The 26,948-nt window shown below is 37.8% G+C and carries 26 protein-coding genes; 9 read left to right on the top strand and 17 right to left on the bottom strand.

Annotated elements, in window-relative coordinates:
• Positions 1–44: 44 nt before the first annotated feature.
• The 4 genes from tatB to hemB all read left to right on the top strand — a co-directional run bounded on the left by tatB (position 45) and on the right by hemB (position 3,087).
• Positions 45–431: a Sec-independent protein translocase protein TatB gene (tatB, locus tag V6256_RS00310; protein ID WP_341595972.1), complete on the top strand. Its 387-nt coding sequence runs from the start codon at positions 45–47 to the stop codon at positions 429–431.
• Positions 432–446: 15 nt separating this feature from the next.
• Positions 447–1,214, top strand: a complete 768-nt coding sequence (gene tatC / locus V6256_RS00305) for a twin-arginine translocase subunit TatC (RefSeq protein WP_341596011.1) — start codon at positions 447–449, stop codon at positions 1,212–1,214.
• Positions 1,207–1,992 (top strand): TatD family hydrolase, encoded by a 786-nt coding sequence (locus tag V6256_RS00300; protein ID WP_341595971.1) that lies wholly within the window; start codon positions 1,207–1,209, stop codon positions 1,990–1,992. The genes tatC and V6256_RS00300 overlap by 8 nt, the downstream gene beginning before the upstream one ends.
• 78 nt (positions 1,993–2,070) lie before the next feature.
• Positions 2,071–3,087 carry a porphobilinogen synthase gene (gene hemB / locus V6256_RS00295; RefSeq protein ID WP_341595970.1) on the top strand — a complete coding sequence of 339 codons (1,017 nt, stop codon included), beginning with the start codon at positions 2,071–2,073 and terminating at the stop codon, positions 3,085–3,087.
• A gap of 112 nt (positions 3,088–3,199) precedes the next feature.
• Here the strand turns inward: hemB and V6256_RS00290 are convergent, their stop codons facing one another.
• The 6 genes from V6256_RS00290 to V6256_RS00265 all read right to left on the bottom strand — a co-directional run bounded on the left by V6256_RS00290 (position 3,200) and on the right by V6256_RS00265 (position 8,122).
• Positions 3,200–3,547, bottom strand: coding sequence for a YgiW/YdeI family stress tolerance OB fold protein (locus V6256_RS00290; RefSeq protein ID WP_341595969.1), 348 nt, complete (start codon positions 3,545–3,547; stop codon positions 3,200–3,202).
• A gap of 109 nt (positions 3,548–3,656) precedes the next feature.
• On the bottom strand, positions 3,657–4,133 hold the full coding sequence (locus V6256_RS00285; RefSeq protein ID WP_341595968.1) for an NYN domain-containing protein: 477 nt from the start codon (positions 4,131–4,133) through the stop codon (positions 3,657–3,659).
• A 90-nt stretch (positions 4,134–4,223) separates the two neighbouring features.
• On the bottom strand, positions 4,224–5,063 hold the full coding sequence (locus V6256_RS00280) for an energy-coupling factor transporter transmembrane component T family protein (protein WP_341595967.1): 840 nt from the start codon (positions 5,061–5,063) through the stop codon (positions 4,224–4,226).
• Positions 5,060–6,760, bottom strand: a complete 1,701-nt coding sequence (locus tag V6256_RS00275; RefSeq protein WP_341595966.1) for an ABC transporter ATP-binding protein — start codon at positions 6,758–6,760, stop codon at positions 5,060–5,062. Before V6256_RS00275 ends, V6256_RS00280 begins: the two co-directional genes overlap by 4 nt.
• Before the next feature lie 6 nt (positions 6,761–6,766).
• Positions 6,767–7,315 (bottom strand): ECF-type riboflavin transporter substrate-binding protein, encoded by a 549-nt coding sequence (locus V6256_RS00270; RefSeq protein WP_341595965.1) that lies wholly within the window; start codon positions 7,313–7,315, stop codon positions 6,767–6,769.
• A gap of 237 nt (positions 7,316–7,552) precedes the next feature.
• Positions 7,553–8,122 carry a DNA-3-methyladenine glycosylase I gene (locus tag V6256_RS00265; RefSeq protein ID WP_341595964.1) on the bottom strand — a complete coding sequence of 190 codons (570 nt, stop codon included), beginning with the start codon at positions 8,120–8,122 and terminating at the stop codon, positions 7,553–7,555.
• Between the two features lie 796 nt (positions 8,123–8,918).
• On the opposite strand from V6256_RS00265, the gene V6256_RS00260 reads away from it, so the two are divergent.
• Both V6256_RS00260 and V6256_RS00255 read left to right on the top strand, forming a co-directional pair.
• Positions 8,919–9,251 (top strand): type II toxin-antitoxin system RelE/ParE family toxin, encoded by a 333-nt coding sequence (locus tag V6256_RS00260; RefSeq protein ID WP_341595963.1) that lies wholly within the window; start codon positions 8,919–8,921, stop codon positions 9,249–9,251.
• On the top strand, positions 9,238–9,552 hold the full coding sequence (locus V6256_RS00255; RefSeq protein WP_341595962.1) for a helix-turn-helix domain-containing protein: 315 nt from the start codon (positions 9,238–9,240) through the stop codon (positions 9,550–9,552). The genes V6256_RS00260 and V6256_RS00255 overlap by 14 nt, the downstream gene beginning before the upstream one ends.
• A 562-nt stretch (positions 9,553–10,114) precedes the next feature.
• Here V6256_RS00255 and V6256_RS00250 read toward each other — a convergent pair.
• Together V6256_RS00250 and V6256_RS00245 are read right to left on the bottom strand one after the other, a co-directional pair.
• The gene (locus V6256_RS00250; RefSeq protein WP_341595961.1) at positions 10,115–10,243 is read right to left on the bottom strand and encodes a hypothetical protein; all 129 of its coding nucleotides are present in this window, start codon (positions 10,241–10,243) and stop codon (positions 10,115–10,117) included.
• Complete coding sequence (locus V6256_RS00245) at positions 10,224–11,255, bottom strand: SIR2 family protein (protein WP_341595960.1); 1,032 nt, start codon at positions 11,253–11,255, stop codon at positions 10,224–10,226. Before V6256_RS00245 ends, V6256_RS00250 begins: the two co-directional genes overlap by 20 nt.
• Before the next feature lie 968 nt (positions 11,256–12,223).
• On the opposite strand from V6256_RS00245, the gene V6256_RS00240 reads away from it, so the two are divergent.
• Entirely contained in the window at positions 12,224–12,574 is a 351-nt protein-coding gene (locus V6256_RS00240; protein WP_341595959.1) for a hypothetical protein, read from the top strand.
• Between the two features lie 744 nt (positions 12,575–13,318).
• Here V6256_RS00240 and V6256_RS00235 read toward each other — a convergent pair.
• Positions 13,319–14,581 (bottom strand): DEAD/DEAH box helicase, encoded by a 1,263-nt coding sequence (locus V6256_RS00235; protein WP_341595958.1) that lies wholly within the window; start codon positions 14,579–14,581, stop codon positions 13,319–13,321.
• 196 nt (positions 14,582–14,777) lie between these two features.
• Between V6256_RS00235 and V6256_RS00230 the strand changes: the two genes are divergently transcribed.
• Positions 14,778–16,370: an ABC-F family ATPase gene (locus V6256_RS00230; RefSeq protein WP_341595957.1), complete on the top strand. Its 1,593-nt coding sequence runs from the start codon at positions 14,778–14,780 to the stop codon at positions 16,368–16,370.
• 138 nt (positions 16,371–16,508) lie between these two features.
• Here V6256_RS00230 and chrA read toward each other — a convergent pair whose 3' ends face one another.
• Positions 16,509–17,681: a chromate efflux transporter gene (gene chrA / locus V6256_RS00225; RefSeq protein ID WP_341595956.1), complete on the bottom strand. Its 1,173-nt coding sequence runs from the start codon at positions 17,679–17,681 to the stop codon at positions 16,509–16,511.
• Between the two features lie 167 nt (positions 17,682–17,848).
• Positions 17,849–18,448 carry a YitT family protein gene (locus V6256_RS00220; RefSeq protein WP_341595955.1) on the bottom strand — a complete coding sequence of 200 codons (600 nt, stop codon included), beginning with the start codon at positions 18,446–18,448 and terminating at the stop codon, positions 17,849–17,851.
• Between the two features lie 429 nt (positions 18,449–18,877).
• On the opposite strand from V6256_RS00220, the gene yddG reads away from it, so the two are divergent.
• On the top strand, positions 18,878–19,792 hold the full coding sequence (gene yddG / locus V6256_RS00215; RefSeq protein WP_341595954.1) for an aromatic amino acid DMT transporter YddG: 915 nt from the start codon (positions 18,878–18,880) through the stop codon (positions 19,790–19,792).
• Positions 19,793–19,929: 137 nt separating this feature from the next.
• On the opposite strand, the gene V6256_RS00210 is transcribed toward yddG, so the two are convergent.
• The 6 genes from V6256_RS00210 to cobS all read right to left on the bottom strand — a co-directional run bounded on the left by V6256_RS00210 (position 19,930) and on the right by cobS (position 26,941).
• Positions 19,930–21,156 (bottom strand): type II secretion system F family protein, encoded by a 1,227-nt coding sequence (locus tag V6256_RS00210; RefSeq protein WP_341595953.1) that lies wholly within the window; start codon positions 21,154–21,156, stop codon positions 19,930–19,932.
• 68 nt (positions 21,157–21,224) lie between these two features.
• On the bottom strand, positions 21,225–22,910 hold the full coding sequence (pilB, locus tag V6256_RS00205; protein ID WP_341595952.1) for a type IV-A pilus assembly ATPase PilB: 1,686 nt from the start codon (positions 22,908–22,910) through the stop codon (positions 21,225–21,227).
• 3 nt (positions 22,911–22,913) lie between these two features.
• Positions 22,914–23,342 carry a pilin gene (locus V6256_RS00200; protein ID WP_341595951.1) on the bottom strand — a complete coding sequence of 143 codons (429 nt, stop codon included), beginning with the start codon at positions 23,340–23,342 and terminating at the stop codon, positions 22,914–22,916.
• Between the two features lie 387 nt (positions 23,343–23,729).
• Entirely contained in the window at positions 23,730–25,172 is a 1,443-nt protein-coding gene (gene nhaD, locus V6256_RS00195; protein WP_341595950.1) for a sodium:proton antiporter NhaD, read from the bottom strand.
• A 333-nt stretch (positions 25,173–25,505) separates the two neighbouring features.
• Entirely contained in the window at positions 25,506–26,156 is a 651-nt protein-coding gene (locus tag V6256_RS00190) for a histidine phosphatase family protein (RefSeq protein WP_341595949.1), read from the bottom strand.
• Complete coding sequence (gene cobS, locus V6256_RS00185; protein WP_341595948.1) at positions 26,153–26,941, bottom strand: adenosylcobinamide-GDP ribazoletransferase; 789 nt, start codon at positions 26,939–26,941, stop codon at positions 26,153–26,155. Before cobS ends, V6256_RS00190 begins: the two co-directional genes overlap by 4 nt.
• Positions 26,942–26,948: the final 7 nt, after the last annotated feature.

Genomic DNA, 26,948 nt, shown 5'->3' with positions numbered 1-26,948 from the left:
TGCTAAAAATGTTAGGTAGGTTTTAGTAAAAGGCACATCATTTAATGTTTGATATTGGTTTCTGGGAGATAGTTTTAATCTCCGTCATTGGCCTTGTTGTACTAGGTCCACAACGCTTACCTATTGCTATCCGCACTGTTTTAAAATGGGTTAATACGGCCAAAAACATGGCAAACTCAGTTAAAAGTGAGATCTCTCAAGAACTTGAGTTGCATGAGATAAATGAGAATATGATCAAAAAAGGTAAGCAGGAGCTAGAGCAATTAAATCCTAACCTAAAAGCATCGATTGATGAGATAAAGCAGGATGTTGAACAGTTTACTCAACCCTACAAAAAAGAAGTTGATGAGCTTAAGAAAGCGACCACAGAAACAACACAGCCTATTACTAATGAGGCAGCTTCAGAAAAAACACCTCCGCAGGATAAATAACCCATGAGTGAGTCAATGTCAGATCAAGAACAACATAGCTTGCCACTAATAACCCACCTTTTAGAATTGAGAGATAGACTGCTAAAAGTGGTGATCATTGTCTTAGTGTTATTTTTAGGTTTGGTTTATTTTTCCAATGATATTTACCAGTACATCGCAATTCCACTGACTAGCCAATTACCTGAAGGCTCCAGTATGATTGCAACAGGTGTGGCAACGCCATTTTTCACCCCTATAAAATTAACGATTGTTCTGTCTATTTTCATTGCGATCCCTGCTATTTTATATCAAGTGTGGGCATTTGTGGCGCCGGGTTTATACAAACATGAACGTAAACTTGTCGCACCACTTGTTGCCAGTAGCGCCTTTTTATTTTACCTCGGCATGGTATTTTCTTACTACGTTGTCTTCCCGCTGGTGTTTGCTTTTTTTACCACTACAGCACCAGAAGGCGTCACTATTGCGACAGATATTAGTAGCTACCTAGACTTTGTCTTAAAATTATTTTTTGCTTTTGGTTTAGCCTTTGAAATACCGGTTGCAACTCTGCTTTTATGCTGGACAGGTGCAACAACGCCGGCCTCATTAAAAGCCAAACGTCCTTATATCGTGGTAGGCGCATTTGTATTTGCAATGTTTTTAACGCCACCAGATGTTATTTCTCAAACATTATTAGCGGTTCCAATGCTTATTTTATTTGAGTTAGGGCTTTTATTTTCACGCTTTTATGTCAAAACAGAAGATAGTAACGAAACAGAACAAGAGTCAGAAAAACATGATTGATATTGGCGTTAACTTAACTAATTCACGTTTCGATAAAGATTTAGCAACGGTTATTGAACAAGCTAAACAAGCTGGCTTAACTAATCTCATTGTTACTGGCACCAATATTGAAGAAAGTGAGCAAGCACTTACTTTATCAAAAAAATATCCAGAGTTTTTATACTGTACAGCAGGTGTTCACCCCCATGATGCTAGCAGTATGGGTAAGCAAGCACTTACAAAGCTACGCTCATTACTCGCACAGCCAGAAGTGAAAGCAGTCGGCGAGTGCGGTTTAGACTTCAACCGAAATTATTCGACGCCCCAAGAGCAAGAAGAAGCCTTCATTAAACAGCTAGAATTAGCAGTAGAGCTTCAACTACCTGTGTTTATGCATGAGCGAGATGCCAGCGCACGGTTTATCGAGTTAGTAACTCCTTACATTAAACAGCTGCCTAGCGCGGTAGTACATTGCTTTACTGGCACAGAGTCTGAATTAGCACACTATTTAGCGTTAGATTTACATATTGGCATAACAGGCTGGATTTGCGATGAACGTCGCGGCCAACACTTGCTCGATATTGTGAAAATGATCCCAGATGATCGTTTAATGATTGAGACAGATAGCCCTTACTTACTGCCTCGCTCAATGAGACCTAAACCAAAATCAAGTCGCAATGAGCCTAAATACTTACCTTATATTGCAAAAACCATTGCCGAAGCAAGGCAACAAGATTTACAATCCTTGTTGGTTAATACGCAAAAAACAAGCAACAGATTTTTTAATTTAACACCTTAACGATACAGCTAGGTATATCGTCTTTCTTGCCATTCACATTTTAATACCTAGCGCCCTATTGATAACATTGGAGCTTTTATGACTGTTTCTCAATCTTTCCCCGCTCGCCGTCTACGCCGCTTGCGTAAGCACGACTTTTCTCGCCGTTTAGTACAAGAAAACCAACTTAGCGTAAACGATTTAATTTACCCAATGTTTGTGATTGAAGGTGAAAATCGCAGAGAAAAAATCCCTTCAATGCCGGGTATTGAGCGGTTATCGTTAGACCTATTAGAAAAAGAAGTACAAGAATTAGCTGCGCTAGGTATCCCCGCTGTTGCCCTTTTCCCAGTGACACCTGATGACATTAAAACAGAAATGGCTGAAGAAGCTTATAATGAAGATGGTTTGGCACAACGCGCAGTAAGATGTATTAAAAAAGTAACACCTGAATTAGGTGTGATTACCGATGTTGCCTTAGACCCTTTCACAACGCATGGTCAAGATGGCATTATCGATAATGAAGGCTATGTATTAAATGATATTACCACTGATATTTTAGTTAAACAGGCGCTTTCACACGCACAAGCAGGAGCTGATATTGTTGCGCCATCGGATATGATGGATGGACGAATTGGTGCGATACGTAAAGCATTAGAAAACGCTGGTTATATTAATACACAGATTATGGCTTATAGTGCTAAATACGCATCTTGTTACTACGGCCCTTTCCGTGATGCAGTCGGCAGTGCAGGTAATTTAAAAGGCGCTAATAAGTTTACTTACCAGATGGATCCGGCAAATAGTGATGAAGCTATTCATGAGGTGGCATTAGATATCCAAGAAGGTGCGGACATGGTTATGGTTAAGCCGGGTATGCCTTATTTAGACGTGGTTCGCCGCGTAAAAACTGAATTACAAGTGCCTACTTTTGCTTACCAAGTTAGTGGTGAATATGCGATGCATAAAGCAGCCATTGATAACGGTTGGTTAAAAGAAAAAGAGTGTGTTTTAGAATCGTTATTATGTTTTAAACGAGCAGGCGCTAACGGTATTTTGACTTACTTTGCTAAGCAAGTAGCGACTTGGTTAAAAGAGCAAGAAAACAGAGCTTAATTCATTTCCTAACTGCAATAAAAAAGGTCAAAACACTTGGTTTTGACCTTTTTTATTATTACTAACAGTCGTTTAAAAGAACTGTCAATATCAAAACAAGCTGAGCAGCTTTTTATTTAACTAGCTCTAAATGATCCACGTCGATTTTAGTTTCAGTCCAGTCTTTATCAACCTCACCTGAAATTTTAATCGTGTCATTTGGTGTGACAGTGGTTTCTCTAAAGTCTTCTTTATCAATCTCAACCATTACTTCACCACTTTTATCTTGGAATAAGTAATGCTCTTTTTCCGTTTGTTTAATTAGATTACCTTCTAAAACAACTTGGCTATCTTCAGCTAATTCAATAGCTTCTTTAACCGTAATTGTTTTGGTCGCTGTTGAGCCAGGGCCAACAAACTCCGCAAATACATTAAATGAAAGGACACTGGCTACGGCAACTGTTAATACACTCTTAAACATAAAAACCTCAATAATTGTACGAATAAAAATATCTTTAATACAAGGTGAATGGTTAAGACATGGTGATAATCAATTAGTTCACATTTAATTGATTAATCACATCGAAAGATTAAGGTAACAATAAATCTTTATCAATTGCATTAAACTGTGTGCAGCTATCAATGAGTGCTTTGGCTGTTAATTTAGGAACGCCGTAAGCTTCTGTGGTCACGTTAAACCTCTCTTTAACTTTATTTAATAACATCGCAAAATCACCATCTCCTGTTAACAGAATAACCGTATCTACTTGTTCAGCTACTTCCATTACATCAATGGTGATCCCAACATCCCAATCCCCTTTTGCACTGCCATCACTGCGCTGAATAAAGGGTTTAAGTTTCACTTCGAAACCCAAGTGTTTTAACATCTCTTGAAATTTTTTTTGTTGGTTATCACCGCGATCAATAGCGTAAGCATAGGCGCAAACTATCTCACCTTGTGCGGCAATATGCTGCCAAACTTTGCGATAATTAAATTGTTTTTGATAGGCTTGCCGGGTAGTGTAATAAATGTTTTGTACATCGGCAAAAATAGCAATTTTTTTCATTAATAGTGTCCTTTCGCTTGCAGCAACAGCCTTTTTTTAGATGCGGGTTAAGTGATAGCAAAAAGATAATACCCCGCTCTAATATAAAATTTAATTAAAAGGATACCAAAATAGTTGTTCATCAAATACGCGCTTGATAATCGCTAACGATAAACAAATAACAATCGTTAGTAAACAGATCCAGTCTTTTGTTTGTAATGGTTTTAAGCTATACCAAGTTCTTGATTTATGACGACCAAAACCACGCAATGTCATGGCGTTAGAGATTTCCTCCGTTCTATCTAAACTGGTAAAAATCAACGGTCCTAAAATACGCGTCAGGTTTTTTAAACGTGAAAATAAAGACGCTTTCTTAGATAACTCAATCCCACGCGCCTGCTGAGCATGCATAATATTAATATAGTCTTTTTTGATTTCAGGTAAGTAACGTAAGGTTAAACTCACTGCATAGGCTATTTTATAAGGTAACCCTAAGCGATTCAGACTGGCAGAAAACTCCGTCGGATGCGTGGTAAACACAAATACCAAGGCTATTGGAAACATACTAAAATATTTTAAAGTCACCGTGATCAAATAAAACAATGTCTCTTGCGTAATAGAGTAAAAACCTAGTGGTACTAACACTGTCTCTGTTCCCATATACAATGTCCCCTGTTGTGGGGCCAATAAAAACATAAACAGTGCATTTAACGACAGCACACTGGCCGTGGCAATCAACAAAGTGCGGTAAGCTTGAACAGGTACTTTAGTCATTTTAAGTAATAACAATCCTAAACAAACTAATACGGTGATCAAACGCAAATCAAAGGTCGTCAATACCACAGTCACCCAAGCCATAAATAATATAAACTTAGTGATTCCATTTAATCGGTGAAGGACAGATCCTGTCTCGATAAAACTAATTCCGAAAGATATTTTTTCTGCTTTCACGCAAGGTTTCTCGCTTGTTCTGTATGAATAAAGTACTGCATAAAAGCACTGGTATCATCAATACCTAAACTTATTGCTAACTCGTATAAACTGGTTGTGGTGAGGTTCGCTGCGGCTAATAAATCAGGTTGACTAAATACTTCAGTCATTGCTGCATCGGCAATCAATTTACTATCAGATAACACAATAGAACGCGTAGTATATTCCAACACTAAATGCATATCGTGGGAGATAATAACAACGGTAATACCTAAACGGGCATTGAGCTCTTTAATGAAACTCAACATAGCAGTATAGCTACGATAATCCTGACCAGCGGTTGGCTCATCTAAAATCAGTAACTCAGGCTCTAACACTAAAATAGAAGCAATTGTAACTCGCTTCTTTTGTCCATAACTCAATGCATCAATTGGCCAGTTTCTATATTTCTTTAACCCGCATAGTGTTAACACCTGAAGCACTTTTTCATTAATGATATCTTCGTCTACACCACGATTACGCAGTCCAAATGCAACTTCATCAAATATCATATGATGAGAAATCATATGATTAGGGTTCTGCATGACAACGCCAACACGAAGACTGCGCTCAAAGATACTTAACTCAGAGAGGTCTTGGCCATTAAGCAATATATGTCCCGCATCAGGCTCAACAACGCCCATAATAAGCTTAGTTAAAGTTGATTTACCTGAGCCATTTTTACCTAAAATAGAAACAAACTCACCCTTGTTGACCGTAAAACTAACGTCATCAACAGCGTTAACGTCTCCGTTATAGGAATAAGTTAATTCAGATAATGCTAATAAAGGAGCCTGTTCTACTGCCGGTATTTCAGGGGAATAAGCAGTGAACCAATCCAATACATTTTGTTTATGCTTCTGTAGATAGGAGGTATTTACATTAGATGGCTTATCAGCTTCCACAATATGACAATTAGCGGATTTCAGTGCAGACAAAAAAAGCGGTTCACGTATGCCGTGAGTAGTTAATAATGACGAGGCTAACAGTGCATCGGGCGTCATATCCGCCACTATCTCACCATTATCCATTAGAATAACCCGATCAACATGACGATGTAATACATCTTCTAAACGATGCTCAATGATAACAATAGTTTTACCTGCTTCACGATGCAACTGATCAATTATTTCAATAGTTTTTTTACTGGTTTTAGGGTCTAAAGCCGCTAACGGCTCATCAAACAGTAAAATATCAACATCATCAACTAAGATTCCCGCAAGTGATACACGCTGCTTTTGCCCGCCTGATAACTCCTGTGGAGAACGTGCTAACAAGGTTTCTAGCTCCACCATCTGAGCCGTTGATTTAACAACCGGATACATATCAACGGTCGGTGTACATTGGTTTTCTAAAGCAAAAGCAATATCTTCAGCTACCGTTAATCCAACAAACTGACTGTCCGTATCTTGTAATACCGTTCCCACCAGCTCAGTATAATGGTGCATATCAAAATCACTTACCGCTTTTCCAGCAATATGCAGGTCGCCGGTACTTTGCCCTTTTATTGCATGGGGAATAAGCCCATTTAAACAGCGGCCAATGGTCGATTTACCACTACCACTGGCACCGATAATGACAATTTTTTCGCCTTTTTCTATTTTCAGATTAATATTTTTAAGCGTTGGTTTATCCAACGATTCATATTGAAAAGAAAAATTTGAAAACTCAATCTGCATGATTGTTTATTCCTCGCGTAGCTTGCTACTTTGTAAATTTCTTTTCGCTGCAGACTTCAAAATGAAGTAACCAACTACTGCAATTAATACTGTATTAGCCAGAGCCACAATCGATAACTGTGTGAAGACTTTAGTAAACGGTTCAGCGTATAAAATAGTATCTAGGAAAGCAGAGCAACCATAACCCACGACGTTCCCGATAAACGCAAGTAATACAAACAAAGAAAAATCTTTCATATCGAACAGGCCAGCTTTAATTCTGCCCTTGGTTAGCGATGGGAATAAACCAATCACTAGTCCGACAATGCCCGATCCCAATACCCAAGTGAACCAAACACCCCAACCAGCAAATAAGTCAGTTACCCAATGGCCAATAAAGCCAACCAAAAAGCCAACAACTGGACCAAATAATACAGAGAATAGCGCAAGAATCGCCATTGCAGGTTTTAAGGTAGTATTGGCAAATACCGGAATACCAAACATAGGTAAACCACCTATGCCATAAAGGGCTGCTCCAATAGCAATAACAACAACGGTTTTGGTGGATAATTTCATGTTTGCCTCATTAGTTAAATTAATCGAGCTGATTATACGGGTATTAAAAAATAATAAGAAGTCTAAGAGTCTAGATGCCTAGTAATAAACAGGAAGGATTTTGATGTTACAAAGCGGCTTACCAATAGGCGACTCAGTTTAAAGCAACTGATTTGAACTGAGGTTGTTCTGTGCTCGACGCTCAATTATATAATTAGGTGTCATCACCCAGCCATACCACCAGCTGACTTTGGACATTTACTGACAAGCATTAAAACGAAAACAATCAGTTGTGTGGTCGTTCAATAATCCAACCGATTGCATAAAGGCATAAACCGTCGTTGGGCCTAAAAATTTAAAACCCTTTTTCTTTAACTCTTTACTGATCAGCGCTGATAATTCAGTTGAGGCAGGCACCTCTTCCTTTGATTGCCAGTGACCTACAATGGTCTTGTGGTCAGTAAACTGCCAGATATAATCTGAAAAACTGCCGAATTCCTTTTGTACATTCAAAATACATTGTGCGTTATTAATGATGGCGGCTATTTTTGCTCGATGTCGAACGATGCCAGCATCCAACAGCAACTCTTCAATTTTTGCATCATCAAATGCAGCTACGCTTTTAAGATCAAACTGATTAAACGCAGCACGATAACCTTCACGTTTGTTTAGGATGGTATGCCAACTTAACCCTGACTGACAAAGTTCTAAAGACAGTGCTTCAAACAGTTTTCGATCGCCATAAACAGGTACGCCCCATTCGGCATCATGATAGGCTTCTTCAAGTTTGGTTTTTAAAGCCCACTGGCATTTTTTTGTTTGGTTCATGGGTAATGGTGGCCTGTTGAATGTATTAGGTTGGTTTTATTTGTTTGCATACAGTAATGAAAAGGATCAGGTTTAGCTAGTTGATTCTTTATAGGTTGTTAGAAGTTACTTGCAAATTACTATTGATTTAGGCTCGTCTATGCTCGTCGGATCATTTAGGTATTGTAAGCAGAGTTTTCGCCCTGTCGGCGACTTTACTTTCTCTAAACCAGTAGAGAAAGTAAGCAAAGAGAGCTGGCCCCGAATCACTTTCTGATCCAATCAATGTAGAACTTTCTTAACGCACCAGTTCATACGGCACTTCCCTGTGCTGAATGAGCTTACAGCAAACGTCCTGTTTGCTGTTGCTGAAAGTTATCCATCGCTTGGGAAAGCTCAACCGGGAAATGGATGTAGCCACATTGATACATGTTTTATCGTTAACTATTAATGTTGATTATTTGAGCTTTGGCTCGTCTGCGCTCGTCGAGTCTTTTAAATATTTAGTTGCGGTGATTTCGCCCTATCGGCGACTTTACTTTCTCTAAACCAGTAGAGAAAGTAAGCAAAGAGAGCTGGCCCCGAATCACTTTCTGATCCAATCAATGTAGAACTTTCTTAACGCACCAGCTCATACGGCACTTCCCTGTGCCGAATGAACTTACAGCAAACGTCCTGTTTGCTGTTGCTGAAAGTTATCCATCGCTTGGGAAAGCTCAACCGGGAAATGGATGTAGCCACATTGATACATTCTTCATTCTCAAATCCATCTTATCTAACATTGCTTTCTATACGCTAATTACGTACACTTTTATTTATGAAATGTATATTTGTAGAATCAAAAATATTTGAGAAATACCGAGATGAATATCTCAGTGATGAAGAGTTTAGGCTGTTTCAAGCTGAGTTGATGTCAAATCCAAAGCAGGGAGATGTGATTCAAGGTACAGGTGGCTTGAGAAAAATTCGAGTTGCAAGTAAGGGGAAAGGGAAACGTGGTGGTTCACGTATTATTTATTACTATCTAGATGAAAAAAGACGTTTCTATTTACTGACTATTTATGGAAAAAATGAAATGTCAGACTTAACGGCAGAGCAAAAGAAACAGTTAAAATATTTTATGGAGGTATGGCGTAATGAGCAATCGTGATTTGTTTACAGAATTAAGCTCGGCTCTTATTGAAGCAAAAGAGCATTCAGAAGGGAAGCTAACCCTTAAAACACATCAGATAAATGATGTAAGTGAACTTGATATATCACCTAATGAAATAATACATATTAGAGAAAGTTTTAATATGTCTCGTGGTGTATTTGCTAACGTACTTCATACATCATCCCGTACTTTAGAGAACTGGGAACAAGGGCGCAGTGTCCCAAATGGACAAGCTGTTACTCTTTTAAGGTTAGTACAACGTCACCCTGAAACTCTCAAGCACATAGCTGAGTTATAATAGATAACTTAGGTAGAATTACCTCCCTCTTAATTCGCTAGTTTATAAGGCTCTTTCCGGTGCCGAATGAACTTACAGCAAACGTCCTGTTTGCTGTTGCTGAAAGTTATTCATCGCTTGGGAAAGCTCAACGGGGAAATGGATGTAGCCACCTTGATACATGTTTTATCATTAGCTATTAATGTTGATTATTTGAGTTTTGACTCGTCTTCGCTCGTTGGTTTTTCAATATTTATTTACAATGATTTCGCCCTATCGACGAGTAACGGTTGAAAGATCGAAACGTAGTTTCGCAGTCTGAAAAAGTATGTTTTATCGTTAACTATTCGATATTGCTTATTTCAATATACCCTTCTTTGGTCACGGACAAGCAACCTGAAATGGCGGCACAACAAAGTAAATCGAGGGTGATATTTTTTGGGACATGATTCTGTTACTACAAATGCGCTTACCAAAGTCTCTACTGAGAATCGCAAACTCATCTAAATCATAAAATGAAAGTCTACAAATAGCAAAAAACCAATACAAGATCGGTTTTTTTAATTCTGATTATTAATATTACTTATGATTTAGCTGAAGACACAACTCTTCTAACAGTTCCAGACTTCAAAGCACTTGAATAGGCTTTAGATAGTTTTTTTAGTGCTTCAGATTTACGCTGTGATACTTCATTAACATTTTTTAAACGCATAATTTACTCCATAAGGGCCAAATTCACACCATTTTTGATATTTTAACTCGACTGAATACCTTTTAGCAAGTCTATTATAGTACTTAACTAAATTATTGTGGGCAGCAGAGGCAGTATAAAGCTCTCCACCTTTAAATTTTGAGTGGGCTTCAATAGTTGAAGCGAGAACAAGTCCTAGTCGAGAAAGAGCTTTTAAATCAAAATTTGAGGTTGGAGGCTCAAACTGCTGCTCTTTTTCTCTATTTTCAGCAAGATCAAATTTAACTTCATAAGCACTTTTAGTTAGTTTATGATCAGTTAAATCTTCAATAGCCTGAGTTTCATCAGGGCAAGAATATGCATCGTATGATGGTGAGAAATAAATTTCATATCTACGGCCATTAATAGCAAATGACTTAATCTCCACCTCATAAACACCAATGTCCATAACTTCAAACTCACACTGAAGCAAACTAACTATGGAAAGGCTTGAAAAAGTATGAATTAAATCACCCACAACTGTTTTAGAAGACAAATAGTTATTATTTACTAAATTATAATTATAGAAATCAGCACCGCTAGCGAGAACCTGTGATTCTAAATGAGCCAAGGGGTACCCATCATTACTAACGCCGATAACAACTAGTATGTCATTTTGTTCCCAGACTATATTACTCATATCTACATTTGGTAAATAGCGATGCTCTATCAATGTATTAAAATCATCAATACAACCATAAATATGTGTGGCACTACTATCAGCCTGCTCAATTAAATCATCTACATTCAAAGTATAGTGATGAAATTCAATACCAAGTATTTCACAGTAATCTTCTATTTCACAACACTGGTGATGAACTTTATTGGGCTTACAAGCGGAATATTTCTGATAGAATTGCTCTGCAATACTTATCGCTTCTTCTTTTTCTGCTAAGAAGAACTGCTGGTAGCTTTTATCGTTTTTTATGTTCTGATACGAAGGTAACCCTGAATGAATCGATATCCCGGCACCTGAAAAAATAACTAACTTCATTTAAACTCTAATCTATTAAAATCAGTCACGTACCGATCTTTAAGTGAATACTAAAGTATTTTTTTAAAAAAAAGAATAGAACACAATAAATAATTTCATCTGAATATCCTCTACCCCCGAAACAAAAATCTTATAAAACAAAAACTTAAATAAAAAAATATTGGATTAGCCGTTCATTGAAATCAACAATACTAATAAGTTAATAAACTACACTAATAAGTTAATAAACTACGAAGCTCAATGCGGCTGCGCCAACTCTCCCGTTGAGTTTTTCTGAATCAATTACAGACTTCAGCAAGCTAAGGCAAGGATGCCGTTGCTAGCGAACTTCGCGATATGGACGTCGCGTATGAGCGGTGCGTTAAAAAGACTCAACGAGCGAAGACGAGCTTTTTCCCAAAACAATAAAGAAAACTAAAAATAATCACTCATTGAAACCAAACGTCCTGTTTGCTGTTGCTGAAAGTTATTCATTGCTTGGGAAAGCTTAACGGGGAAATGGATGTAGCCACATTGATACATGTTTTATCATTAGCTATTAATGTTGATTACTTAAGCTTTGACTCGTCTTTGTTTATCGGGGTTGTTAGATATTTACTAGCGGTTGTTGAACGAGTAGCCCAAATGCTAAGAGAGGGTGCCGATATCTGGTCGAAGGTAGAAAATGGTAATTACGGCAATCGAATTGCTTTACTTTGTTGGCGAACGATTTCGGCTGAACTCTAATTTTCGATAAAAGAAGATAAATATGAGTACTTTCTTTAGATAATTAACTTCCTTAAAAACGAATAAAAAAGTGTGTCTAGCATGCTTTTTTTTTGACGGATTTAGTCATTTTTTATCGTAAAACGTCTATTTATAGTAGCTAAAATACCTATTTAACATCAACTCCATTTCCTACACACAGCTTGCGAGAACATTATTTTCATATATAATCCGGTTTTTAATCAATAAAACGTGATAAATACATGAAAAAAACTATTTTAATTGGACTCTCTCTATTAGCGATGACTGGTTGTACTGTTCGTGTTGCAGATATGACTGTTGGTAGTACTAAAAACTATGATATTAATTCAGGACCTTTTATAAAAGGTCCTCGTGTTACAGGTGAAGATCTTTATCCTGTATTTATTTTTCCTTTAGGAATTCCTAACGTTAAGACCGCAATGGATAATGCAATACAATCTGAAAAGTGTGCTGTTGGATTAACAGATTTAGTTATTTCTCAACTGAATCATTCCTTTCTGGTTGGACAAATTGGTTTCAGAGTTGAAGGTGATTTGATTATTGATAGCAGTATGGATGGATGTGGTAAATAGCGTATAACAAATGGGTATGGTTTTTGTTGACCATAATAACCGTTTTACGAAACAAAAAAGGCTGCCTCAATGGTGGCTTTTTTTAGCTCCAGAGATAGCACATTTTAAATTAAGACCAAATCATACTTTGCTTACTTTCTTTTCTGATAAAAAAGTAACTCGCCGACAGGGCGAAACCACAGTAAATAAATATCAAGCAGCCTCAACGAGCAGAGACGAGCCCTCTCCCAAAATAATACAGAACATTAAGAATCATCAACTATTGAAATCAAGAAGCTCATAAACAGTAACGTTCATTACGGCTGTGACCTCCAGCCGTAAAGCTTTCCCAAATCATACCTTGCTTTTAGCAAATCCAAACAGGATGTTTGGCTTAGGCTCGTTCTGGCCATGGATGGCCAGCAAGAGCCGGTGCGTTAGAAAAGCAAGGTATGATTTGGATTAGAAAGTGACTCGGTGTGCCTTTTTCTTTGGTTACTTTCTTTTGGGCAAAAGAAAGTAACTCGCCGACAAGGCGAAACCACTGCAAATAAATATCAAACAGACCCGACGAGCGCAGACGAGCCCTCTCCCAAAACAATAAAGAAAACTAAAAATAATCATTCATTGAAACCAAGAAGATAATAAACAGTAACACTCATCGCTGCTACACGATCAAAAAAGCCCTTATCACCAATCAAAAAGATTGAATAATAAGGGCTTATTATTAGCGGTGCTTACCTTCACATAACGTAAAAACTAACCTTAACCACCTACAAAATTATTACGTACACCACGTGGTTTCTTATTACCACCTGCACGATTAGCCGGCTTAGCCACCTTAGGCTTCTTAATCTTCTTCTCACGTGTATCTAAAACAGAAGGCTGTAACGGCTCACCTGGTTCAAAACCCGGTTGTACACGACGTGGCACAACTTTCTTAATGAAACGCTCAATATCTTTTAACAGCTTAAACTCTTCCTGACACACTAACGAAACAGCAAGGCCTTCATTACCAGCACGACCTGTACGGCCGATACGGTGAACATAATCTTCACTGACATGAGGTAAATCGAAGTTCACTACATTTGGTAATTGGTCAATATCAATACCACGTGCAGCGATATCAGTTGCTACTAACACTTTAATTTGGCTTTCTTTAAATTGTGCTAATGCTTTAGTACGTGCACCTTGGCTCTTATTACCATGAATAGCAGCACTACGAATACCACGCGCTTCTAGATTTTTAACAAGGCGGTTAGCACCGTGCTTAGTTTTAACAAACACTAACACCTGCTGCCATTTATTCTCTACAATCAGCTCGCTTAACAATGCTGTTTTTTTGGTTTTATCAACTTCGTATAACACCTGTTCGATTTTCTCTACTGTGGTGTTACGCGGTGTAACCGAAATTTCAACTGGGTTATTTACTAAGCCTTTTGCTAACGTACGAATTTCATTTGAGAAAGTCGCTGAAAACAATAAGTTTTGACGTTTAGGCGGCAAGACTTTTAAGATCTTCTTAATGTCGTGAATAAAGCCCATATCCAACATACGGTCAGCTTCATCAAGCACTAATACTTCAAGTTGTTGAAAGCGAACTGCATTTTGTTGGTAAAGGTCTAATAAACGTCCTGGCGTTGCCACTAGAATATCAACACCGCGGCGCAGGTTTTGCATTTGCGGGTTAATTTTAACGCCGCCATATACCACCATGCTACGTAACGGCATATTTTGACCGTACTTTTGTACACTCGCTTGCACCTGTGCTGCTAACTCACGAGTAGGCGTTAAAATTAAGGCACGCACTTGATTCGGTTTTGCACGCGGCCCTTTCTCTAATTTCGCTAATAAAGGTAACGTGAAACCAGCCGTTTTACCTGTACCTGTTTGTGCAGCAGCCATTACATCTTTTCCTGCAATAACGGCAGGAATGGCTTGTTCTTGAATTGGAGAAGGCTTTTCATAGCCTTGCGCTTTAACTGCTTCTACTAACGATACGGGTAAACCTAGTGAATCAAAACTCATATAAAATCTCATTAAAATACGGCATATGCCTTTGGATGCGTAGCTTACCTTAATCGAGAGTTGCATACTATCTGTTAGTTTAAGTCTGATGCATAAAATTCATACAATTGAAAGATGATTAAGCTCTCATTATATGTATAATACCTCCCTTAAAAATATGCATAAAAGCAATACTCAAATAATTTAGGAATAAGCCGTGTTAAGTACAAACAACATCACCATGCAATTTGGTGCAAAACCGCTTTTTGAAAACATCTCTGTGAAATTTGGTACTGGAAACCGTTACGGTTTAATCGGTGCAAATGGTTGTGGTAAATCTACTTTCATGAAAATCTTAACCGGTGACCTTGAGCCAAGTGCTGGTAACGTAACTAAAGATCCTAATGAACGTATTGCTAAACTACACCAGGACCAATTTGCTTTTGAAGAGCACACAGTACTTGATACAGTATTGATGGGCCACAAAGAGATGTGGGAAGTAATGAATGAGCGTAACCGTATCTACTCTTTACCAGAAATGAGTGAAGAAGACGGTATGAAAGTGGCTGATTTAGAAACTGAATTCGCAGAAATGGACGGTTACACAGCTGATTCACGCGCTGGGGAAATCCTATTAAGCGTTGGTATTCCATTAGAGCAACATTACGGCCCAATGTCTGAAGTTGCGCCGGGTTGGAAACTCCGTGTATTACTAGCGCAAGTACTTTTCTCAAATCCAGATATCATGCTACTTGATGAGCCTACCAATAACTTGGATATCGATACTATCCGTTGGTTAGAAACAGAGTTAAATGCACGTCAATGTACTATGGTTATCATCTCGCATGACCGTCATTTCTTAAACTCAGTATGTACACACATGGCTGATATCGATTACGGTGAGCTACGTTTATACCCAGGTAACTACGACGAATACATGACGGCTGCAACGCAAGCTCGTGAACGTCTATTATCTGAAAATGCGAAGAAAAAAGCACAGCTATCTGAATTACAAGAGTTCGTAAGCCGTTTCTCTGCTAATGCATCAAAAGCAAAACAAGCAACGTCTCGTGCTAAGCAAATGGATAAAATCCAGTTAGATGAAGTTAAAGCATCTAGCCGTGTTAACCCTTACATTGTCTTTAAACAAGAAAAGAAACTATTCCGTAACGCATTAGAAACAGTTTCAATGACAAAGAGTTTTGAAAATACGTTATTTAAAGACTTAAACCTAATGATTGAAGTAGGCGAGCGTGTTGCTATCATTGGTCAAAATGGTGTAGGTAAAACGACATTATTACGTACTTTAATGGGTGAAGTTGAGCTATCTTCAGGTGAGTACAAATGGTCTGAAAATTCACAATTAGGTTACTATGCTCAGGATCATTCATCTGATTTTGAAAAAGACCAAAACCTGATGGACTGGATGGGTCAATGGATGCAAGAAGGTGACGATGAGCAAGCTGTTCGCGGTACTTTAGGGCGTTTATTATTTGGTGCAAATGACATTACTAAGTCTGTAAAAATCATCTCAGGTGGTGAGCAAGGCCGTATGTTGTTTGGTAAGTTAATGATGACTAAACCAAATATTTTATTAATGGATGAACCAACCAATCACTTGGATATGGAATCAATCGAATCATTAAACTTAGCCTTAGAAAACTACGAAGGCACATTGTTATTTGTCAGTCATGACCGTGAGTTTGTATCTTCATTAGCAACACGTATTATTGAAATCAAAGAAGATAAAGTAATCGACTTCCACGGCACTTACGAAGAATACCTAAAAAGCCAAGGTGTTGATGCGTAAAAGTAATGAATTTTAGCTGGTAATAACAAGCCGTTGTTATCAGATTTTATCATTAAGCCAAAAAATCCGATGCTTAAAAACATCGGATTTTTTTATACCTTTTTAAAAGATAATGGTCAGAAACGCTCAACGCCCCTTTTAAATAAAGTTTAAAATCACGCCAAATACAGCAAAAGTTAGCACTAAATATAGAACAGGCAGCTTCTGACGTTTTAGTAAATAAAAGCCAATCAAAACCAACGCCATATCCAGACCAGAGAACACCGAACTAGTAAATACCGGTTGATACAAAGCCGTCACTAATAACCCGACCACTGCGGCATTTACGCCATTCATCACAGCGGCAAGGCATGGATTTTTTGCTAATCGCCCCCAATGCTTTAAGCAACTTAAGAGTAATAAAAAGCCCGGTAAAAATATCGCAATAGTGGCAATTAATGCGCCAGCAATTGGTGTGTTAGGTAGAATGAAATAGCCTAAATAGGTTGCTAAGGTAAACATTGGCCCTGGAACGGCTTGCGCTATCGCATAACCAGATAAAAACTGATCACTAGTAACCTGCTCCGTTAACATGCCTTGTAAGATGGGTAATACCACATGCCCGCCACCAAAGACTAAACTGCCAGCATGAAAGAAGTCTGAAAATACCGAGAAGAACGGTGATAAAGAGAATAAAAGATTAGGGATAAGTAATAGAGCAAGAAATAAAAGTAGTGGAATATAATTAATACAGGTGAAACTACTTTTAATTAAACAATGCCTTTTTTTCTTGGGACTCTCTAGCTTAGTTGCCTTTAAAAATAACAGTCCAATCACTGCAGCAAACACCAACACCACTATTTGACTTAAAATGCTTGGGAAAACTAACAAGATACAGGCCGTGAATAAACACACAAAAATACTTGATGTTTCCTTACAAAAATTGCGATACATGATCAATACGGCATCAAATACCACGACCACGGCTAATAATTTAAGGGTATGAACTACTGATGCAAAAAGTGTGTTATCAGCTAATTGCCCTGCACTAATAACCAGCACTAACATAATAAGAATTGAAGGAAGGGTAAAACCTAAAAATGCACTAATTGCGCCTTTTAGACCTGCGCGATGATAACCAATGGCAAACCCCACTTGGCTTGAACCCGGGCCCGGTAAAAATTGGCTCAAGGCAACAAACTCAGCATATTGTCGCTCACTTAGCCAAGATAAACGTTGTACAAAGGTTTCTCTAAAATAAGCAATATGTGCAGCTGGGCCACCAAAACTAATACAGCCTAATATGAAAAAAGTCTTAAAAACAAACCACATGTTCACAACCCGCTACTAAGAAATAAAACCAAAAAAGCAATATATACAGGATGTTTATGACAGTTTTATGACTTACTCAATGTGTGACCATATCATTTATTGAGCAACGTGAGCTAAACCAGATTTTTTATTAAATAAGCACTAGTTTAACGCGCTTAGTTTATCCTTTATTTACCACTATATCGGCCGGGCTTATGGTTAACGACCAGTGTTAGGTTACAGGCTGTGGCACCGATGATCGATAAGACAATTGATCGCCAATCGACAATAAAAAAAGCAAGTAGGAGCACAACAAAATCAACAGACATTTGAAATTTACCAATAGAGATCTTGTATTTATTAGATAAAAATTGCGCTAATATCATTAACCCACCTAAACTTGCTCCGTGACGAAATAGCATCAGTAACCCAAAGCCGACCAAGAAACCACCGACTACCGCTGAATAGAGAGGATGTAAAAAACTTACCGTAAGGAATGAAGGTGTAAACTCAACAAATACTGAAAGCAATAAAACAGCAATGAATGTTTTAAAGGTAAACCTCCACCCTAACTGTTTATAAGAAAGTATGTAAAAAGGCAGGTTGATCATAAAAAATATTTCACCGAAACTAAAGTTGGTGGCGTATTGCCCCAAAAAAGAAAGGCCAGCCGTACCGCCAATTAATAACCCTGTGGTTTTAAACAAAGTAATACCAAGTGAAGCAAGTAAAGTCGCGATCACTATCGCTTGAACATCTTCGATTAAACTATGTTTATTAGCTGGCATTGCATTCTCTTTATTCGTTTCATGAAAAAATAATAAAAGTAACCTTCAAAAATATGATAGCCGCAAAAGCATTCGACATTAGCGCTCACTCTCAGTTATTTAGAAGTGTTTAGCAAAATTAGCAATAAACAAGCCAATATAATTTAGGTTCAAGAAAACAACAGCAAGCGCTTAAGGCAGTTAATATAGGCCTATTTTAGATTTTATAAAAGTAAACAAAAGTTGAACTGATACAAGTGGATCAAAATGGTGCACTGAGTTGATTAAAATGCCCAATAAAAAGCAAAGTTTATATTAAAACCCATCACACTAGATAGCTAACGTTATCTATAACTCTTAATAGGCAAAATAATAAATTAATTTATTGCATCTGTATAATTAACAAGCATAATGAAATTTCCTTCTAATCTAATGATAACAATGGTTTTTATGTCTTCAATCGCTGAAAATAAATATACATTTTATGGTGTCTTTGCCATTTTGCTTTGGAGCTCTGTGACGGCTTTCATCAGAGATCTATCTGAACTATTTAGCCCGATAGCAGGGGCAGCCATGATGTATAGTATCAGCGCCATATTTTTGATGTGTGTAATGGGTGTGCCAAAAATTAAAAACTACCCAAAACCTTACCTATTGATCGGTGGGGGATTATTTGTTGCCTATGAAATCTGTTTAGCATTATCCTTGGGTATGGCTAATGATAGAAGCCAAGCGATGGAAATGTCGATTATCAATTATTTATGGCCAGCATTAACCATATTATTGAGTGTGTTAATTAGCCCTAAAAAAGTGAATATCTTGGTTTACCCAAGCATTCTCATTGCATTTGCAGGGGTTGGCTGGTGTATAGCCGGAGACCAAGGTCTCTCTATCGACACCTTATCCGGTAACATTGCAGATAATCCAATTACCTATCTCATGGCTTTTTCTGCCGCTATTATTTGGGCGGTTTACTGCGTGGTAACAAAGAGGATCAGTAATGGTAAAAATGCTATTGTTTTATTCTTTGCCGCTACCGCAACAACCTTATGGATAAAATACTTTTTCAGTAATGAGCCAAGTATAGAATTCACAGCATCATCAAGCTTTATCTTGGTTATTGCTGGCATCAGTATCGGGGCAGGTTATGCGTTCTGGAATCAAGCTGTGATAGGTGGCAATATTATATTATTAGGTACCCTTTCCTACTTTACGCCAGTGTTCTCGACTCTGTTTGCTTCTGTTTATTTATCATTAACATTAAGCGGAACATTTTGGCAGGGTGTGGCTTTAGTGACATTAGGATCATTAATCTGCTTTATCGTAACAAGAGAAAAGCCAGAGAAAGTCGTCGCCACAGCTTAATCAATAATTTCTTGTTTAATTGCAAGACTTAATAGCAACGAAAAGGGAGCCTAATGATGGCTCCCTTTTCGTTCATCTACTAACAATGCAAATTCTCAGCCTCTGCTTAAAAACACCAACGCTTGCGCTAAGTTCATTTAACCAACAACGGAGCCGAGCTGGAATATTGGTAAGTACATCGCAATAATTAAGCCACCAACCACTATGCCTAATACAACCATAATCATTGGTTCTAGCAAACTGGTTAGCGCATCGACGGCATCATCTACTTGCTGCTCATAAATATCAGCAACCTTAGTTAGCATTCCCTCTAAGTGCCCTGACTCTTCACCAATCATTACCATTTGTGAAACCATATCTGGGAAACACCCTGTCGCTCGCATCGCATCATTAACTGGTAAACCAGCAATCACCTGGTCGCGCATATCAAGTACTGCTTGCCTATAAACATAATTACCGGAGGCACCGGCTGCTGAAATTAATGAGTCGACTAAAGTAATACCAGCAGCGGAGGTTGTCGCTAAAGTACGAGCGAAACGCGCCACCGCGGCCTTTTTTAATATCGCACCGATGATCGGAATATGAAGCATCAACCGATCTGTTTTATTTCTCACATTAGCATTGCTACGGTGGCTCTTGATAAAAATAAGTAAGAGTAAGGTGTTACTCCCTAGTATAGAGAGCCAGTATTTTTGAATTAAATCAGACAGGTTTAAAACAAACAGAGTAAAAGTCGGTAAGGTAGCGCCAAATCCAATGAAGATTTCTTGGAACTGAGGAATAACAAGTATCAGTAATAACATAGTGACGATGAGGGCGACGATTAATACCGCCGCAGGGTAAAATAGTGCTTTTTTTATCTTAGATTTTAGTTGCTCTGATTTCTCTTTATAAGTTGAAATTCGCTCATAAATAACATCTAAACACCCCGACTTCTCCCCTGCTTCCACCAGTTCACAATAGAGATCATCAAATTGTCTAGGAAACTGACGTAGGCTTTGTGAAAGAGGAGTACCCGATGCAACTTGATGCTCTAAGACAATAAGCAACTTTCTCAAGTTTACTTTTTGATTGCTCTTAGCAATAAGCTGTAGACTTTGCACTAGCGGAACACCTGCATTCAGCATTGTTGCGATTTGACGTGATATCAAGGCAATATCTAAAGCCGTTACACTTTGATTAAAGGAGAAAAGAGGAGCCGGTTTTTTGCTTATTTTAGTGATGCTAATCCCTTGCCTTCGCAGCTCAGACTTAACCTCATTAATCGCTTTCCCTTGCTGCTCGCCATTTACTTTTATGCCTTTTTTATTAATGCCATTCCAGATAAAAATAGGACATTCAACGTCTTTATCGTATGAACTCATAAATCCCTCTTTACCCTAAAATGGACAATAGAAATAACACATAAACAGTTACACTAAATGGCTGACAGCTAGGTAACACGAATCACTTCATTAAGGCTTATGACACCATTCAAAGCTTGTTTAATCGCTGATTCTCTTAATATATTCATACCTTGCGATTGTGCTATTTCAGCAATTTGTAGTGCATTACCCCCTGCTAAAATGACATTACCTAATTCAGGAGACATTTCCATCACCTCATATAGACCGACACGGCCTTTATAACCATCTGTACATTCTAAACAGCCAACTGCGGTAAATATTTTATTGTTCTCTAAAAGTTGCTGCTTGCTAACACCGATATTCAGTAGCTCTGCATCAGAGATAGTTAATGGTACTTTACAGTTTTCACATAATCGGCGAGCTAAACGCTGGGCAACAATTAGCGTGACAGAAGCGGCAATATTAAAAGCAGGTACGCCCATATTTAATAAACGGGTTAATGTTTCCGCTGCAGAATTAGTATGTAACGTTGATAAGACTAAGTGACCTGTTTGAGCAGCTTTAATTGCAATCTCAGCTGTTTCTAAATCACGTATTTCCCCCACCATCACAACATCTGGGTCTTGACGTAAAAAAGAGCGAAGTGCTGAAGCAAAAGTTAACCCTGCTTTATTGTTAATTTGTACTTGGTTGATTCCTGCTAAGTTAATTTCCACAGGATCTTCAGCAGTAGAGATATTACGCTCCACAGTGTTAAGAATATTTAAGCCTGTATATAAAGAAACGGTTTTGCCACTACCCGTTGGGCCTGTAATTAAAATCATTCCCTGTGGTTTCATTAACGCGTTGATGTATTTACTTTTTTGACTCTCTTGGTAACCTAATTTATTGATATCTAAATTGGCAGAGGAAGCATCTAAAATACGCATAACAATTTTCTCCCCCCACATTGTAGGCAAGGTACTAACGCGTAAATCGATATTACGTTGATTAGATATTTTAAGCTTGATGCGTCCATCTTGCGGTAAGCGCCTTTCTGCAATATCTAGTTTTGCCATGACTTTTAAACGAGCAGAAAAGCGGTTAGCTAAATTAACCGGAGGTGAGGAGAATTCATGTAATATGCCATCAACCCGAAAACGGATACGGTATTTCTTTTCATAAGGTTCGAAGTGTAAGTCTGACGCCCCTTTTTTAACGGCGTCTACTAAAACGCCATTAATGTATTTCACAATTGGTGCATCGTCATCGGTAACCTGTCGTTCATCTAATCGAGAAGCTGAATCATCCACCTCAATATCATCCATGCTACCGATATCTTCAAGGTAGTTAGTACCATCGTCGAATAATGAATCTAGGGCTTCATTTAATGCATTATCTTCAACTAATAAGGCCTCTACATGCATATTAAAACTAAAAGAGAAATCCTCTAGAGCTGATACATTGGTAGGGTCTGACATGGCGAGATATAGAGTGTTTGCCTTAGCATAAAGTGGTAATGCATGATGTTTTTCGATCAGGTTTTGATGCAGAAATTGCGTAGGTATATTATCTAAATCAAACACATTGCTACTTAATAGTGGGATACCATATTCAGTTTCACAAAATTTAGCCAATGCGACACTTTCGATATATTTATTTTCTACAAGATAAGTCACTAATGCCTTTTTTTCAGAGGCGGCCGCATGGGCAATTTGAGGTAATTTATCAAACTCAAGTAAACCACATGCAGCGAGGCTAGATACTAGACCACTAATATTATGATCGACCATAATTTAACAAAGACCCGCAGCATTACAGGTAGCATTGGTATCTTTTACCCATGTAACTTGACCATTACCTCCAAGTGTACCGTTTAATTTATACTCTTCACCCTCTAAACCACCTTCAGATTTAGCTGAAGCGGTAATCACCCCAACCTCTTTATCGTCTGTTTCTGAAGATGAATATATTACACTTTCTACTAATCCAAAGTCCCCTATCTCATCTGTACCAGGACAATCCTCTTGCTTGATAGTACCTTGTGTTTGCGCGCATAAGTTAACCGCTTGTTTAATAGGTGTGACGGCCATGATCACTTCCGAGAACTTGGCTTTTTTGGTGTAATTATTGTAGGAAGGGACTGCGACAGCAGCAAGAATACCGATAATTGCAATCACAATTAATAGCTCAATTAATGTAAAACCTTTATTTATCTTTTTCATGATTAATCCTTAATTTAACTTAAAAATTCAACATGTTTTACATACTTCAATCACTTTCAACTTATTCAAACACTTTAAAGTTAAATTTCTAAAAAAAGAAAGGGAAAAACTTTAAAGCATTGAAAATAAAAGAATTTAAATCAAAAAAGCATGCTGCCTATTAATAAATATAGTAGTGGTTTTATGAATAAACAAATGCACTGATTGAATTTATTGAAAAAGATTAAGTGAGGGTAATTTACAAATTATTATTCAAAACGAGCCTAGCTCTAAACTTACTTTTTATAACAAAAGGTTAGCTGTTGAATGTAAAAAAGATGTTGACCATGAACCATCAAATAACGATGAAAAAGGAGTACTATTGCAATAACAGTACTCCTAAAAGCTTTAAAAGTATGAAGCATTAACCCATAAATGCACAAGAATACTCGCGATATAACCTAATGCAATCACAGGAGTCCACTTCAAGTGTGCACCAAAGGTATAAATACCTCTCGCTTGTCCCATTAACGCAACCCCTGCAGCACTACCGATAGATAACATACTGCCGCCAACGCCAGCTGTTAAGGTCACCAACAACCATTGCCCAGTACTCATGTCAGGGTGCATACTTAATACTGCAAACATTACCGGAATATTATCGACAACAGCAGAAAGCATCCCTACAAACACATTCGCATAAGTAGGATCCCAGTTACTGTACATAACTTCAGACACCATGCTTAAGTAACCAATGAAACCTAATCCGCCAACACATAACACCACACCGTAGAAGAATAACAAGGTATCCCATTCCGCTTTTGCGACTTTAGTAAATATATCAAAGGGAGCCCCGTTACCTAGCGCACGTAAACGCTCATGTTCCTTTTTATCTACTGTGTGTGCCATTGCATATTTATAATGATCTTTTTGTGTTTTACGTAAGAAGAACGCGAAAAACTGTAATAAACCTAGCCCTGTCATCATGCCCAGTACCGGTGGCATTCCTAAGAATGAATGACCAGCCACTGCAAAGAAAATAGTCACTAAAAATAATGCCACGATACGGCGAGCACCACGTTTTAGCTGAATAATTTCTCCATCACTTTTTGTATCCATTTTAGGAATAAACAAGCTAAAAATAATAGCGGGAATCAAGAAGTTAACTACAGAAGGAATGAATAAAGCAAAGAAGGTAGTAAAATCAACAACACCTTTTTGCCAAACCATTAACGTAGTTATATCGCCAAATGGGCTAAATGCCCCACCAGCATTGGCTGCGACAACGATATTAATACAAGACAATAGGATAAATTTATGATTTCCTTCACCTACTTTCATGACAATTGCACACATTAATAAGGCTGTTGTTAAGTTATCGGCGATAGGTGAAATGAAAAAAGCTAAAATCCCTGTTAACCAAAAGACAAGACGTAATGAAAAACCTTTATTAACCATCCAAGATCTTAATGCATCGAACAGCTTGCGCTCCTCCATGGTATTTATATAGGTCATTGCAACTAACAGAAAGAAGAATAACTCTGCATATTCTAATAGATTATGACGAAATGCAGCCTCACCGGCGTGACTCATACCATGTTGGGAATAATAAAAACCAATCATAGCCCAAATAATACCAGCGGCGATTAGAACAGGTTTAGATTTACGTAAATGAATAACATCTTCCAACATCACTAAACAGTAAGCAAAAGCAAAAAGTAAAATCGCTAAATAACCTATCCAATGTGATGTTAGGTCAAGATAATTTCCAGTATTTGCCAATACAGAAGTAGAAAAAAAGAGAGTAGGAAATATCATCAAGATACTTAATAAATTGGAACGCTTTAACATTACATTTTCCTTAAAGTAAGTAATCAAAAGGGAACAAATTTTTATATGCAACATCCGAGCATATGGACCACAAAAGCGTTACACGTAGCAAATAAAAAGGCATTCAATACGAACTTTCAGCAATAAACATTTTGCATGTATGTTAATTGGCTTGTGATTGTCAATTTGTATGACTTATTCTATTCCTATCCTTGATATATTTTTTGCGCTTAATCAAATATCTGTAAGTTTGTAATATAATTACAAAATTATTACACCTTAAATAACAGGAATTAAAGGCTGAATATGGCCGTTAAACAAGAAGCGGGAAAATAGGAAGGTAAAGAACGCCTGTTATAAATGGTTATTAATACCGGCACATCTTGATAAAGCGGGTTGGTTTGGCACGACTTGAAGCTGTGACACACTTATTTTATCTACCTTTAATGTTAACGCATGCGCTAAGGGAATATGTAAAAAGTGGGAAAGTATTGAACGTATCACGCCAGCATGAGCAACAATAAAAATAACTTTTTTTGTAGTAAACTGACGTAACTGCTCATTTAATAACTTCCAAGCATTGATCACTCGTGCATCAAAAGTATGTGCACTTTCACCCTCAGGAAAAGTGAAATCCAATAGACTCTGACTCCACTCATCTAAACGTTCTTTGCCAATTTGATCCCAAGTTAATCCTTCCCAAGTGCCGAAGTTGATCTCTTGAAAATCATCATTAACTTTTAATTCGAGTGATTCATCTACTTGTTTTTGAGCTGCACGACTCAATTTCAAACAGCGTGTTAAAGGACTTGAAATAATCATCGATTGCCCTGTTATTTGATGACGGCGAATAAAATTGCTAAGCGCAATCACATCGTTTTCAAAAGAGTCCGTTAAATCACAATCTAATTGGCCGTAACAAATATCAGCAGAGATCGCGACCTCCCCATGGCGAATAAGGTAAATCTGATGCTGTAGCAACGTATTATTGTTTGTTGAAGTCATGACAGAGAATGCCACCAAGCTAAACTCATTAACAAAATAAGTACCTCATTTAACTGCTGCAAAAAACCCAAACAATCGCCAGTATACCCGCCTATTTTGTTATCAAAATAGCGTTTACATAAATAAGTACTGAGGCCCACAACTATAATAATCATTAATATCAACATATTGGGCATAAGCAACAACGAAAATAACGCGGTAATGAATGCGACACATAAATATTGAGCAGGTAAGCATTGAGATGATGCGCTGGACTTACTGGACTCATCATCTCGCGCATACTCACTGTATTGCATTAACAGTAAAGCACTGAAGCGACTAAATACCGAAGCACAGAAAATCACACTAAAAAAAGCAACATACCCTTGTGTCGATAGCTGAGAAAGCAAACTAACTTTTAAGGAAAACAGTGTGATTAACCCCAACACGCCATAAGTGCCTATATGGCTATCTTTCATAATCGCTAAATATTGCTTTTTATTATAGCCTCCACCAAAACCATCGCAGGCATCAGCAACCCCATCTTCATGCAAAGCACCGGTGAGTAATAAACCAGCCACAAGCATCAGGATAATACTCACCACAGACTCACCAAGCACACTATCACTGAGCATAAAAACAATACTCACTAGTAATGCATAAATAGCACCGACGGCAGGAAAATAGGCATTACTTAAGTGGAACGGGTAAGCGCTAAAATCAGTTGTTTTGGCAACGGGAATGCGAGAAAAAAAAGAAATAGCATAGTTAAATAACAAGTACTGTTTTTTTAATTTAGTCAGCATCATTGCC

The sequence above is a fragment of the Psychromonas aquatilis genome (assembly GCF_038155185.1).
In the GTDB taxonomy this organism is placed as follows: Bacteria; Pseudomonadota; Gammaproteobacteria; order Enterobacterales; family Psychromonadaceae; genus Psychromonas; species Psychromonas aquatilis.
This window is presented reverse-complemented; position numbering and strand designations above follow the sequence as displayed.

Coding starts and splice junctions, on each gene's coding strand:
- V6256_RS00260 (WP_341595963.1), top strand. CDS start 8,919: ATGAAATGTATATTTGTAGAATCAAAAATATTTGAGAAATACCGAGAT.
- V6256_RS00255 (WP_341595962.1), top strand. CDS start 9,238: ATGAGCAATCGTGATTTGTTTACAGAATTAAGCTCGGCTCTTATTGAA.
- V6256_RS00220 (WP_341595955.1), bottom strand. CDS start 18,448: ATGCCAGCTAATAAACATAGTTTAATCGAAGATGTTCAAGCGATAGTG.
- V6256_RS00210 (WP_341595953.1), bottom strand. CDS start 21,156: ATGAGTTCATACGATAAAGACGTTGAATGTCCTATTTTTATCTGGAAT.
- V6256_RS00245 (WP_341595960.1), bottom strand. CDS start 11,255: ATGAAGTTAGTTATTTTTTCAGGTGCCGGGATATCGATTCATTCAGGG.
- tatC (WP_341596011.1), top strand. CDS start 447: ATGTCAGATCAAGAACAACATAGCTTGCCACTAATAACCCACCTTTTA.
- yddG (WP_341595954.1), top strand. CDS start 18,878: ATGTCTTCAATCGCTGAAAATAAATATACATTTTATGGTGTCTTTGCC.
- cobS (WP_341595948.1), bottom strand. CDS start 26,941: ATGCTGACTAAATTAAAAAAACAGTACTTGTTATTTAACTATGCTATT.
- V6256_RS00250 (WP_341595961.1), bottom strand. CDS start 10,243: ATGCGTTTAAAAAATGTTAATGAAGTATCACAGCGTAAATCTGAAGCA.
- V6256_RS00240 (WP_341595959.1), top strand. CDS start 12,224: ATGAAAAAAACTATTTTAATTGGACTCTCTCTATTAGCGATGACTGGT.
- V6256_RS00270 (WP_341595965.1), bottom strand. CDS start 7,315: ATGAAATTATCCACCAAAACCGTTGTTGTTATTGCTATTGGAGCAGCC.
- V6256_RS00235 (WP_341595958.1), bottom strand. CDS start 14,581: ATGAGTTTTGATTCACTAGGTTTACCCGTATCGTTAGTAGAAGCAGTT.
- V6256_RS00200 (WP_341595951.1), bottom strand. CDS start 23,342: ATGAAAAAGATAAATAAAGGTTTTACATTAATTGAGCTATTAATTGTG.
- pilB (WP_341595952.1), bottom strand. CDS start 22,910: ATGGTCGATCATAATATTAGTGGTCTAGTATCTAGCCTCGCTGCATGT.
- V6256_RS00190 (WP_341595949.1), bottom strand. CDS start 26,156: ATGACTTCAACAAACAATAATACGTTGCTACAGCATCAGATTTACCTT.
- V6256_RS00265 (WP_341595964.1), bottom strand. CDS start 8,122: ATGAACCAAACAAAAAAATGCCAGTGGGCTTTAAAAACCAAACTTGAA.
- hemB (WP_341595970.1), top strand. CDS start 2,071: ATGACTGTTTCTCAATCTTTCCCCGCTCGCCGTCTACGCCGCTTGCGT.
- chrA (WP_341595956.1), bottom strand. CDS start 17,681: ATGTGGTTTGTTTTTAAGACTTTTTTCATATTAGGCTGTATTAGTTTT.
- V6256_RS00300 (WP_341595971.1), top strand. CDS start 1,207: ATGATTGATATTGGCGTTAACTTAACTAATTCACGTTTCGATAAAGAT.
- V6256_RS00285 (WP_341595968.1), bottom strand. CDS start 4,133: ATGAAAAAAATTGCTATTTTTGCCGATGTACAAAACATTTATTACACT.
- V6256_RS00290 (WP_341595969.1), bottom strand. CDS start 3,547: ATGTTTAAGAGTGTATTAACAGTTGCCGTAGCCAGTGTCCTTTCATTT.
- V6256_RS00275 (WP_341595966.1), bottom strand. CDS start 6,760: ATGCAGATTGAGTTTTCAAATTTTTCTTTTCAATATGAATCGTTGGAT.
- nhaD (WP_341595950.1), bottom strand. CDS start 25,172: ATGTTAAAGCGTTCCAATTTATTAAGTATCTTGATGATATTTCCTACT.
- tatB (WP_341595972.1), top strand. CDS start 45: ATGTTTGATATTGGTTTCTGGGAGATAGTTTTAATCTCCGTCATTGGC.